This window comes from Spirosoma daeguense (assembly GCF_054776875.1).
The window spans coordinates 291,872-303,846 of record NZ_BAAHBF010000006.1; the positions used below are offsets into that span (position 1 = coordinate 291,872).

The window sequence follows — 11,975 nt, forward strand, 5'->3', positions numbered from 1 at the left end:
GGCGGGGTAATTTTATTTATTGCAGATTTTTGAATTAACCCAGATCGTAAATCTTCTGGATATTCTTCATCACAGCAGTAGAATCGATATTCAGGTCAACAATTTTTCCACTGCGAATATCAAATACCCATCCGCTTACGGTCAGTCCTCTTTCTTTAAAAGCTTCCTGTACTTCGGCCGTTTTCAGTACGTTGATGCACTGCTCCTGCACGTTTAGTTCAACTAACCGATCGAACCGTTTTTGTCTTTCTTCGATAGCGTCCAGTTCGTCCATGTGAATCCGGTATACATCCCGAATATTCCGCAACCAGGGATTCAGAATACCCAAATCGGCAGCTTCCAGCGATGCTTTCACACCTCCGCATTCATAATGTCCGCAAACAACGATATGGTTAACCTTCAGGTGCCGAACCGCGTAGTTGATCACCGACATAGAGCTTAAATCAATAGAAATCACCATGTTGGCAATGTTTCTATGAATAAACACCTCGCCGGGTTTTGCCCCCATCAGTTCTTCGGCCGTAACGCGGCTATCTGAACAGCCAATGTACAGTATTTCAGGCTTTTGCCCCTTAGACAGTGTATTGAAATACTCTGGATCAAGCGATAATTGTCGTTTTATCCAATCCCCGTTATTTTTGAATATTGTCTCGAAATTCATACCTAGTCTTTTAATCGAATTTTAAGAGTTGGCTTCCAAATTACGGGGAATATCCAAAAAATCCAGCATACACTACTAAAATCTACTTAGTGCATCAATAGCTCGCTCTACTACCTATAAGCAGTCACATTACGCTATTTCCAACTCCAGTTCTTCCTGCAATTGGCGATACGTAGCAAACAATTCTTCCACCTGTTTCGCAACGGCGGGTGCGAATGTACCAACGTTACGTCGGGTAAACGTCGACATCTCGAAGCCGCGCAATTGCAGGAAGTACTTCGATACGGTAGGATATACGTTATGTATTACGTCCATACTATCGATCAGGAATTGCTGCACTTTTGCTACGTTGCCCTGCAAATCAGTGTTGTTATAATTCTGACAAAGCCACACGATGAGTTCAGGGAAGAAGTTACCCTGAATGCACGAAAGCCCCGCCGAACCCGCTTTCAACGACTCAACGGCGTGTACCATGTAGGCATCGTAAAGGCCAAAACCGGGACGGCTTGCTAACCGAAGTTTTTCCTTGATCTGCTCAATATCAAGGCAGGTATCTTTATGATAAATCACCCGTCCTGTATCAACAAAAAGCTTCAGTTGGTCAGGTGAAATCAGTCGTTTGTAAGGAACCGGGCATTCGTAAAACCCAACTGGAACGTTCTCCGTACGATCCAGCAATTGAAGAACTCGCTCATTGAAAACCGCATCTGAATCGCTTTCCTCAGCCAGCAAACCCGTAATCAGAATTACGGCGTCGGTACCTGTAGCGTGTACGCGTTTCACAAAATCAGCCTGTGTATCGATAGGTCCACCGAAGGTTCCGGTAGCCACCACCGGCACGGCTCCATTCGTTACCTTAATTACATGTTCGATAATCTGAATCCGTTCGGCTTCGCTTAACTCGAACATTTCACTCGATAAACAATTGGCAAACAGACCAGCCGCTCCGGCTTGCAAATACAGCTCGGTGAGTCGGGTCAGTGCATCGAAATCAATAGCGCCACTGTCGGTAAATGGCGTAAGCATTACAGGAATAAATCCTTTTTGGGCGGAATGTGGGTTATTCATTGGAGAGTAGCGTAGCTTCCTTTGTTTGTTCAAGAGAACGACCTTTTAGTTTTGTAAGCAGCACACCAACCAGAAAAATGGTGAGCGTACCGATCACGATAATCATATTGCTGTGTAGCGGATTGCGGAGATAGCCATATTCGTCGGGTAGTTTGCTCGAAAATGTCATCCAGACAATCACCAGCACGCCAATGGTAGTTGCGAGAATAGCTTCGCGGTTTTGCGTTTGTCGGCTGATGAGACCAAGTAAAAACAGACCAAGCATACCAGCCGCAAAAATGCCCGACAGTGTCCACCAGGCATCCAGAATGCTTTTTACCCCAATCATGGCCAATCCTGCTCCCAATCCCATCACGCCAACAATAACGGTGGCAATGTGTAAAAGCCGAAGCTGTTTTTTGGCCGATGGATTCGGGTTAACGTAGCGTTTGTAAATATCTTCGGTAAAGACCGTTGCTGATGCGTTCATGCCCGAGCTAATTGTGCTCATGGCCGCTGACAGAATGGCCGAAATAATTAGCCCCATCAAGCCAGCCGGTACGTTGGTCACCATAAAATTCGGCATCACTTTATCGCCATAATCAGCGGGCTGCAACGTAGCAGCCAGTCGCGAAATCTCCGCAGCCGATGCCGAAGCGGGTAAGCGTTCGAGTGCTACGTTCCGTCGGATAGTTTCAAGTAATTCGGGGTGTTGCTGATAGTACGCAAACAGACAGGCACCAATAATAAAAAACAACAACGACGCCGGTACGTAGAGCCAGACACACAACCACAACGATTTCCGCGCTTCTTCCGCCGATGCCGTAGTATGATACCGTTGAATGTAATTCTGGTCCATCCCGAAATTGTTCAGGTTAATAAAGAAACCATACAACAACACGACCCAAAACGTCGATTGTGTAAAATCGGGCGATAAACTTCCCAGACTAAACTTATCGTTCGCGTTGCCAATATCGACAATGGTAGAAACGCCCCCCGGCATAGCTTCAACAATCAGGTATAGAATCAGAAGGGCCCCGAACGTTTTGATAACGCCCTGCACCACTTCGGTCCAGATAACGGCTTCAATCCCGCCCATTACGGTGTAAATGATAATACAAACGCCCATCACCAGCATAATCGTTTGCATCGAGTAGCCTGTGAGTGCCTGTAAACTCAGCGCGATTCCAAGAAAAATCGACCCCATACGGGCCAATTGCGTTAACAGAAAACAGACGACGGCGTAGGTTCTGGCCCAGGGACCAAACCGATGTTCGAAATGGGTATAGGCCGACACTTCGCCCGTACTCCGGTAAAATGGCACAAAAAACCGCGACGCTACGTAGGCAGCAATCGGCATCGACAAGCTGAACACAAACGAGTTCCAGTTTCCGCCAAATGCCTTACCCGGAACGCCCAGAAACGTATTGCTACTCAGGAACGTAGCATAAATCGACAGGCCCGTAGCCCAGCCCGGAATCAGGCCTGAAGCCGTCGTAAACTGATCGGCATTTTTGTTTTTTCGGGAAAAGTACACGCCCACCAGCACCATTGCCACCAGATAAGCGGCAATAATACTTAGGTCGAATAAGGGTAGGTTTTTCATGGAAGGCTAAAACTTACGAATCGTTACGTTCTGCAACGTATTTCCTTTAAATACTTGCTTTCCGTTCGAAAAGACTATGAACCCCTTTCCTTTACCGTAATGTTTTCCGGTTTTATCGTAAAGAATGGTCAGGGTTTTGCCGTGATACAGTACGTTGTCCAGACAAAACCAACCCCATTTATTATCGGGAACGAGTGGCTGAATTTCCAGTACGTTGTCGGCGCGCGGCTTCAGGCCAATCAGGTCATTAATGATCAGATCCGCAAAACCGGAATGATTGTAAAACTTGCTACGTGGGTTATCACCCTTCAGCCATTCACCCGTTTTTTCATCCTGATATTCACCCAGATACAACTTTCCGTTCATGGTATGCGAACGACTGTATTTCAATAACTCTCTGTAAAACACATCCTTCGTCATACCGCTCTGATGCGTATAATTCGTGAGCAGATTCGATAACGCTTTCAACGTTTGGGTAGTGGCAAATGGCCATAATGCACCATCCCATTCACAACTGTGCCCTGATCCATGCGTGCGAAACTGCGGATGCCGACGTTCGGCGGTGGTAATGCCCCAAGGCGCGCAGAAACCCGTTGTATCAGTCAGTTGCGCCCATTGTTTGGCGTATTCGGGCGTATCGTTGGGCAGGTTGAAATACCAGGGAATGAAGCCAATCGCTTCGCGGACGTTAGCGAACGTACCGTTGGGATGTTTTACCTCAAAAAACTGATTCGTCGTATTCCACAAACTATCCTGCGTCAGTTTTTTCAGATTAACCGCAAGTTGTTCATAGCGACGTTTTAACGTATCGTTTTTCGCCAGTTCGGCCATTGCCACCAGTGCTTTGGCATTGCCGTACATATAGCTGTTGATCGTTGGCCGACGATTTTTATCCTTCCGCGACCCGCTGATGGATTCCTCCATGGCATCTTTCACATCGAACTGCCAGAACAAACCGCTCGGCAGTTGTTTTTCCTCCTGCCATTTCCGGTAATCGGCATCAAGTGCAGGCAGATTTTTCTGAATAAATGTCTTGTCGAGATTAACAAGGTAGCGATTGTAAACGGCATCATCGACCCAGCTACTGAATCCATGAAACCGTTGCGCCGTATGCTTCGGATCGACATAGAGCCAGAACGAAATATAGTCGTCTATGAACTTAGGATTGTGCAGCCAGCGACCTTCGTAGATATGATGACCGAGCGCACTGCTGACGGCATTGTATTTTCCGGCGTGTTTGACGGGCGTAATAAATTCGGTAAAAATAAAGCCCTCCGGCGTTTCTTTCAGGTGTTTCCGAAACGCCCACCAACGGTAATAGTACATCTCCCGCAGCGACGTATCAGGGCAATCGAACAACGGAATATTGTTAGACAACCACGCAAACGACTGATCATTAGGCACGTAATTCTTCACCGCTTCTTCCTGATCCAGCACATTGAAGTACATAACGTACTGTTTCAGAGGTTCCGTCGATAACACCTTCGCCGACTGCGACCAGCCCAGCGTGGTTTGGAGTAAGCAAATCAGTAAACAATAATTTTTCAGCATCTCAGGTCAAAACTATCAACGCATAAAGGCTCTTCACAAAGCTACTTCCTAAATTTGTCCTCAATCTCTACTATTTTCCCTTTTAATTATACCATATTAGCCTTGACACGCATCACTAACCGCCAGCCAACGTATCAAAATATACTACGTTTATTACTGGTTATCTCATTAATTATAAACGTATTAACGAACGGTTTTGCGCAAGTAAATCCAATCGATCAGTATAACGTAGCGTGGACGAGTCAAAGCAAAAATTCGTCAGAATCAATGCCTTGCGGTGGTGGCGATATTGGTCTGAATGTCTGGGTTGAAAACGGCGACTTGCTGTTCTACGTAGCAAAAAGCGGTACGTTCGATCACAATAATACGGTCCTGAAACTCGGACGTGTTCGGTTGAAACTTTCACCCAATCCGTTTGCCGACGGTGCTACGTTCCGGCAGGAATTAATGTTGAACAAAGGACACATTGAAATCAAGGGTGCTACGTCGGGGCTGTCGGCTAACGTAACGGTTTGGGTCGATGTGTTCCGGCCGGTTGTTCACGTTGACGTAGCGAGCAATAGAGCGATCAAGGCGGAAGCCGCTTTTGAAAGCTGGCGCTATGTCGACCACGTAACGAAAGGCAAAGAAAACAATGCCAATTCGTACAAATTTGCCCCACAGGGAGAGGTAAAAACGCTGAAAGATTCGATTGACTTTGACAATAACACCGTTTTGTTTTTCCATCGAAACGGCTCAGAACGCTCCGCTTTCGACGCAACAGTAGAGCAACAAGGCTTGGATAGCATTAAGAATCATCTATATAACCCCATCAAGAATTTGACCTTTGGCGGAGGTTTATCAGGAAACGGGATGAAGTCCGCCGGAACGTATCAGGGTCGGTATCTGGACGCTGATTTTCAGGGTTGGAAACTCGCCAGTACGTCACCCGCCCGAAATCATTCGCTTGTTCTTACGGTGCATACCGCTCAATCGGCCAACGTAGCCGACTGGAAACAGGGGCTGGAGGAGGTTCAAAAAGAAGTCGTTACGTCGGCGAAAACGGCTCAGTTGAAAACGCAAAAGTGGTGGCAGGATTTCTGGTCGAAAAGTTATATCTACATCAACGCATCACCAAACTCACCCGAATGGGAAATCGCACGTAATTATCAGTTATTTCGCTACATGCTCGGCTGCAACGCGTTTGGCAACTACCCGACTAAATTCAACGGTGGCTTGTTTACCTACGATCCGTCGACAATTGACTCTACGATGCGGTTTACGCCCGATTTCCGCAACTGGGGTGGTGGCATTCATACGGCTCAGAATCAACGACTCGTTTATTGGCCGATGCTCAAAAGTGGCGACTGGCAACTGATGAAACCACAGTTCGATTTTTACCTGAACATGCTCAAAAATGCGGAGTTACGAACTGAGTTTTATTGGAAACACAAAGGAGCGAGTTTTACCGAACAGATCGAAAACTTTGGCCTGCCCAATTTTGCTGAATACGGCACCAAACGTCCAGCAGGTTACGACAAAGGCATGGAATACAACGCCTGGCTCGAATATGAATGGGATACGGTACTGGAGTTTTGCCTGATGATGCTCGAAACTGAACGTTACGCCGGTCAGAACGTAGCGGAATACGTACCGTTCATTGAAAGCTGTCTGACGTTCTTTGATGAACATTACCAGTATCTGGCCAGGAAACGCGGCAGCAAAGCATTGGATGGCGATAAAAAGCTGATTCTGTATCCCGGTTCGGCCGCCGAAACGTACAAAATGACCTATAATTCGACCTCAACCGTTTCGGCGCTACGTACTGTTTTAACCCGATTACTGGAACTTCCTGATACGTATCTGACAACCGAAAAACGAGTGAATTGGAAGGCCATGCTCGACCGGATTCCAGCCATTTCGTTCCGGTCGTTCGATGGGCATCCGACCATTGCGCCCGCCAAACTTTGGGAACGTATCAACAATGTAGAATCGCCCCAACTCTATCCGGTTTATCCGTGGGGTATTTACGGCATCGGCAAACCAGGTTTGGATACGGCCATCAATACGTATCGGTACGACAAAGACGCGTTGAAATTTCGGAGTCATGTTGGCTGGAAGCAGGACAATATTTTCGCGGCTCGCTTGGGCCTGACCGATGAAGCGGCCCGCCTGACACTCCTCAAATTAGGAAACGCCCCCCGCCGATTTCCTACCTTCTGGGGCCCCGGTTTCGACTGGACGCCCGATCATAACTGGGGTGGTTCGGGTATGATTGGCCTTCAGGAGATGCTCTTGCAAACCGACGGCAAAAAAATCTATCTGTTTCCGGCCTGGCCCAAAAACTGGGATGTACATGTCAAACTGCACGCGCCATACAACACTACCGTTGAAGCTGTTCTCAAAAACGGCAAGCTCGAATCGCTGAACGTAACACCTGAATCGAGACGTAGCGACGTAGTGAATTTGTTAAAGTAGGGTGCTCGTCCGCGATTGCATCACGGATGCTCGAGAACCGCGTCTATGACGCGATGTATTGGCTTGTCCTGTGCGTCGCAGACGCGAACCTCAAGCATCCGCGATGCAATCGCGGGCGAGAACTGTCAATTATTGCGCTGTCACAATCCGGACTCACCCCAGCAAACCGGCTTCCAGCAGAGTATCTGGTGAAACGAAGCTTACATTCAATCAAATATATCTCACTATTTCAGTTTTTAGTTACTATTGCAATGCAAATCAGAATAGGGATTTAGTTGAGAATTAACCGCCATTTTTACGACCCATTTTTACATGAGAAGCCTATTTTTAGCGTTCAGTTTTTTACCATTATTCACCTCAAGTTATTCGCTTGCTCAAACACACACACATAACGAAATTGAAATTGATAGCTTGACTTTCGCAAAAACAAGACAGGCAGTTAATGCCATCCCAACTGATAAATTTCAAAAAAGAATTTTCAATAAAAACAGCGTAGAAATCCCTTACCGTTTGTTGCTCCCTAGCGATTATTCACCTAACGAGACATACCCATTAGTCATTACGTTGCATAATTCGACCAGGCTGGGTTCTGATAATGAAAACCAACTAGAACCTCTGTCCAGAATCTGGTTGAGAGCCGATATTTACACAAACTATAAGTGTTTTGTTGTAGCACCACAGTTCAAAGAACGCTCCTCGAATTATAAACCAAACGCTGAAAATATCCTTGTTTCCACACCGTCTTCCGACGTTCCAAACGTATTAGAACTTATAAAAGATCTCAAAAAAGAATACCCCGCTATTGATCGTAGACGGGTTTATCTTGTAGGCTATTCTATGGGAGGGTCAACTGCACAAAATTTACTCAATCGTGAGCCAGAAACATTTGCGGCTGTGGTGTCGATGGCTGGAGTTCCCGACGTTTCCAATATTGACGAGATGAGCAAGAAAAAAATATGGTTGATTCACGGCAAACGGGATGATGAAAATCCATATGCGGGAAGTGTCGCTTTATTCGATAAACTCAATAAGAACAAAAAACTACTTTTTACAACGTATTCGAACCTAGATCACAACAACATTACTATACCTTTCCTGCTTTCTTCCGACATTCCGAAATGGTTGTTTAACAAATAGCCTGCTCATACGCAATTGTCTCGCAAACGAGCATTTGAATCAATTAGTCCACCGTCACAATCCGAACTGGGCCCAGTAAACCGGCTTCAAGCAAAGGCTTTCCCTGCAACCGAAACGGTGCTGTTGTTCGGGTAATCCGTTTTGTTTCGGGCAGAAACTGATCGCCAATCAGCCGATTAGCCCACGTATTACTAACGTTGATCGTTAACTGATTCTGGCCCGATTTCAGGAATTTGGTAATATCGATTCGATAAGGGGCCGTCCAGACGGTACCGCAGGAATGACCGTTTAGTGTTACGTTCGCGATGTTGGCGATACGTCCCAAATCCAGCCAAATTTGTTCCGACGTAGCACCCGACCATGTAAAGGTATTTGTATACGTAGCAGTACCAGAATAATACCGAATCGACGAATCGGTGGATTTACCCCAATTGGTCAACTGAGCGAATAACTGTTTTTCTTTTGGCCCACCGTAAGCCGTATCAAACTGCACCTGCCACGTAGCATCAAGCGTTTGTGCCGTCGGCAAAGTAGTTTTGTTTTTAAGTACCTGGCTGATTTGGCGGGTCGGTTTTCGAAAAATCACAAACAGCGATTCGTTCGGTTCCAGCCGAATTGGTAGGTGTGTATGAGACCCCCGCAAGTTCCATTCCCGTGCATCGGTCAAGTCGTCGGTAACGGCATTGTAAAGTTCAGGCGTTTTACCAATCACCCGAAAAGCGGCCATCAGATTGCGTGGTTTATTCTGCTGATTGGCAATGAAATAAATATCTGTTTCGCCATCACTACGGTGTGTCCAGGCCATATCGCGAACGTATTGCCCCGCCGAATCTGTAAATGCGACATCACGTATTACTCCTAGCTTATCAAACGTATTTCCGGCAAAAGGTGTCCGAATTACTTTGCCTTGCCCCAAGCGTTTCTGCTGATACGTAGCGTCTCCTTCTGTTACGCTCTGAAATAATCCACCCCATAGTTCGTCGGCCAACGACTTGATTTTATCCTGACTGCCAGCCGTCTTTCCTGCCGTATAGAGTGGCTTTTCACCGATCAAAACCGTTGCACCATCTTTCACCAACCTAGTCAATTTTTCCAATGTTTCGGGTGTGGCAAACGTAGTATTCACTTGCAGCGGATTTCGACGGGGCAGTACCAGCAGCGAATAATCCGTACCCGGCGCAAACGAGACTTTGCCATTCTGCACCTTCGCCAACGTAGTAAGTGCATCGGGGCTAAACGAATCATAGGCATACCCACGTAGCGGATCGACCCAGTTTTCGGGATCAGCCATATTGGCCGAATGCGTTACGCCAGCCGGTTTCTGACGTAGTGGCTCGCTCTGATTAGCCAACCGTTTTGCTTCCTTTTCTACTACGTCTTTTCCAAAAATTCCGGGTAACGTAGCAACCAATCGGTCGGGCAATACGGCACGGCGTGGGATGTCTTCGCCCGTAAAAACCGCTACGTCGGCAACGGGTTTTCCCCATTGCAATAGCGTCTGACAACGTTGCGCATAATCGACCCACGCTTTGGCCGATTTCCACCAGGTCTGGTCTCGCTGGAAATACAGCCCTACCCCATCCAATGTCATCCCCGGCTTACGGTCGGTCCACGGGTTATGCGTAAAGACGTGATACACCAGTTTGTTGATTCCCAGTGCATAGTTCCGATCCTGAAGTGTTTTTAACATACCCGGATGCTCGCTCCAGTCCATTCGAACTGTCGTAAACCCTTCGGCATGAATAATATTTTTTCCGTAGATATGAGCCGCCGACGTAGCATCGAGCATGTCGTTGGGTTTGTCGTGTGTGGGGCTGTTGAGCCAGAATTCGCCCATCGGTACGTCAACCAGCTTGTAATGAGCTAATCCATCACTGGTCATTGTTGGGGCAACACTTTCAGCCGTGAACGTAGCACCTTTCTGATGTGCCAGATCGGCCAGCGTTTTGTAGAAAACATCCACAATCAGTTCGGCCACCGTCCGGCGAATATCGTACAGCACCTGCTCCGAAACGGTCATGCTCTCCACCGGAATTCCTGCCATGACGGGCAAATACGGCATCAGATCATAACCTCGCCGTTTTTTGAACTCCGCCGGGAACGTAGCAGACCAGTTCTGGCTCCCACACTCCCAACTATCGACGTGAAAAACTTTCAATACGTCTTTTCTCAATTCTGGCCCAATCTGTTTTACCGCTTCGCCGAACCAGCTATTAAATTGTAACGTAACAGCCGCCGGATTGAATTTATCACATTCGAGTCCCTTACCTGCTCCAGCCGTTGCGTTGGTATGCCCCGTCGACGTATATCCGATACGTAGTATAGTCCACTCACCCGCAGGCACTTCCCAGTTTAGTTGCCCGTCGTTGGTCAGCTTGTCGGTCAGATTAATGATTTTGTTAGCTGGGATCGCCAGATTTTCAGTTCCACCCGGCAAATCGCGCTTTCCAACTCGCCAGACAGCCGCTGATTTTCCTTCAAACTGATTGATACGCGGTTCCGACGACAATTCCAGCCCGATCAATTTCAAACTGGATTTCCATTTGGCCGCATCCAGATCTTCGGCACCCGGTTCCGACCCGGCTTTGTCATACACAAACCGAAAATAACGTGCTGTCGTAGCCGGAATCGCGTGTGTTACGTCGGCATCGGTGTCCTGCCAGCCGTGCCGGGGTGGTTCTAGTCTGCCAACTGAACGAAAGGTTTTACCATCGTCGCTCACCTCAATTTTCAGCCGATGCGCCTGATAATTATTGCCACCCGTTCGAATTAGAATGGATCGGCACGTAAACGGCTGATCGAACGCGTATTGAATCCAGCAAGCTGTATCACTTCGAAAACTTTCTTTTTTATTTGTCGGATCGGCCAGAAATTGCGGATTTGTGCCCGTTTTGCTGGACGTTATTTTAGGCAACTGCTTGGCTGATAGCTGTCCCGGTACCAGCGACGGAAACGCCAGTATCGCAATGTCTTTGTAATAGCCTTCGTTGGTTACAGGCTGCGGTATTTTCGGCGAAATACGCTGGCTACCAGACACTTTTACTGACGAATAAACAACTTTCTGCATCGACAATTCGGGCGTAATCCACGGGCCACCCGCCAGCGCAAAACCATCGCTTACGTGCATACCCATTTCCAATCCTAGCCTCTTGGCCTCCTGCATCGAAAACCGAACCATCTCCCACCAGCGTGGACTCAGTTGCTCGGTTGCAGGCGTATAAACAGGTGGGTTTGGAACACCTTTAATTGGCATCAGATACGCCCCGCCAATCCCCACCTCTTTCATGGCTTCCAGATCGGCGGTAATGCCTTCTTTCGACACACCGCCCTGCATCCAGTACCAGAACACCCACGGCTTGGCATCTTTCGATTGCTTTTCAATAGAGATTATTTTTGATAATCCGCCCGACGATTGAGCAAACGTATTAGCCGTTACAAATAAGAGTACCCCTACAATTCCAAGCTTAAAACGGATTTTCATAAACGGTATTTATGGAACACAGATTTTTATGATGG

General features: G+C 47.3%; 7 protein-coding genes. 2 read left to right on the forward strand and 5 right to left on the reverse strand.

The features are described 5' to 3' along the window. Positions 1-34: 34 nt before the first annotated feature. The 4 genes from ACYVD4_RS20515 to ACYVD4_RS20530 form a co-directional block, all read right to left on the reverse strand. Positions 35-661: a carbonic anhydrase gene (locus ACYVD4_RS20515; RefSeq protein WP_460948911.1), complete on the reverse strand. Its 627-nt coding sequence runs from the start codon at positions 659-661 to the stop codon at positions 35-37. 129 nt (positions 662-790) lie between these two features. Further along, a complete protein-coding gene (locus ACYVD4_RS20520; protein WP_460948913.1) occupies positions 791-1,729 on the reverse strand; it encodes a dihydrodipicolinate synthase family protein in 939 nt (312 codons plus the stop codon). Continuing rightward, positions 1,722-3,314: a sodium:solute symporter family protein gene (locus tag ACYVD4_RS20525; protein WP_460948915.1), complete on the reverse strand. Its 1,593-nt coding sequence runs from the start codon at positions 3,312-3,314 to the stop codon at positions 1,722-1,724. The genes ACYVD4_RS20520 and ACYVD4_RS20525 overlap by 8 nt, the downstream gene beginning before the upstream one ends. A gap of 6 nt (positions 3,315-3,320) precedes the next feature. Next, positions 3,321-4,865: an MGH1-like glycoside hydrolase domain-containing protein gene (locus tag ACYVD4_RS20530; protein WP_460948917.1), complete on the reverse strand. Its 1,545-nt coding sequence runs from the start codon at positions 4,863-4,865 to the stop codon at positions 3,321-3,323. A 102-nt stretch (positions 4,866-4,967) separates the two neighbouring features. Here ACYVD4_RS20530 and ACYVD4_RS20535 point away from each other — a divergent pair, with 102 nt between their 5' ends. Beyond that, positions 4,968-7,322 (forward strand): DUF5703 domain-containing protein, encoded by a 2,355-nt coding sequence (locus tag ACYVD4_RS20535; RefSeq protein ID WP_460948918.1) that lies wholly within the window; start codon positions 4,968-4,970, stop codon positions 7,320-7,322. A 312-nt stretch (positions 7,323-7,634) separates the two neighbouring features. Beyond that, positions 7,635-8,459 carry a carboxylesterase family protein gene (locus ACYVD4_RS20540; RefSeq protein WP_460948920.1) on the forward strand — a complete coding sequence of 275 codons (825 nt, stop codon included), beginning with the start codon at positions 7,635-7,637 and terminating at the stop codon, positions 8,457-8,459. Positions 8,460-8,502: 43 nt separating this feature from the next. On the opposite strand, the gene ACYVD4_RS20545 is transcribed toward ACYVD4_RS20540, so the two are convergent. Further along, a complete protein-coding gene (locus ACYVD4_RS20545; protein WP_460948922.1) occupies positions 8,503-11,940 on the reverse strand; it encodes a glycosyl hydrolase in 3,438 nt (1,145 codons plus the stop codon). Between the last annotated feature and the right edge of the window lie 35 nt (positions 11,941-11,975).

What these genes read in the sequence shown, in the direction of transcription:
- ACYVD4_RS20520 (WP_460948913.1), bottom strand. Translation starts at nt 1,729, where the DNA reads ATGAATAACCCACATTCCGCCCAAAAAGGATTTATTCCTGTAATGCTT.
- ACYVD4_RS20540 (WP_460948920.1), top strand. Translation starts at nt 7,635, where the DNA reads ATGAGAAGCCTATTTTTAGCGTTCAGTTTTTTACCATTATTCACCTCA.
- ACYVD4_RS20545 (WP_460948922.1), bottom strand. Translation starts at nt 11,940, where the DNA reads ATGAAAATCCGTTTTAAGCTTGGAATTGTAGGGGTACTCTTATTTGTA.
- ACYVD4_RS20515 (WP_460948911.1), bottom strand. Translation starts at nt 661, where the DNA reads ATGAATTTCGAGACAATATTCAAAAATAACGGGGATTGGATAAAACGA.
- ACYVD4_RS20530 (WP_460948917.1), bottom strand. Translation starts at nt 4,865, where the DNA reads ATGCTGAAAAATTATTGTTTACTGATTTGCTTACTCCAAACCACGCTG.
- ACYVD4_RS20525 (WP_460948915.1), bottom strand. Translation starts at nt 3,314, where the DNA reads ATGAAAAACCTACCCTTATTCGACCTAAGTATTATTGCCGCTTATCTG.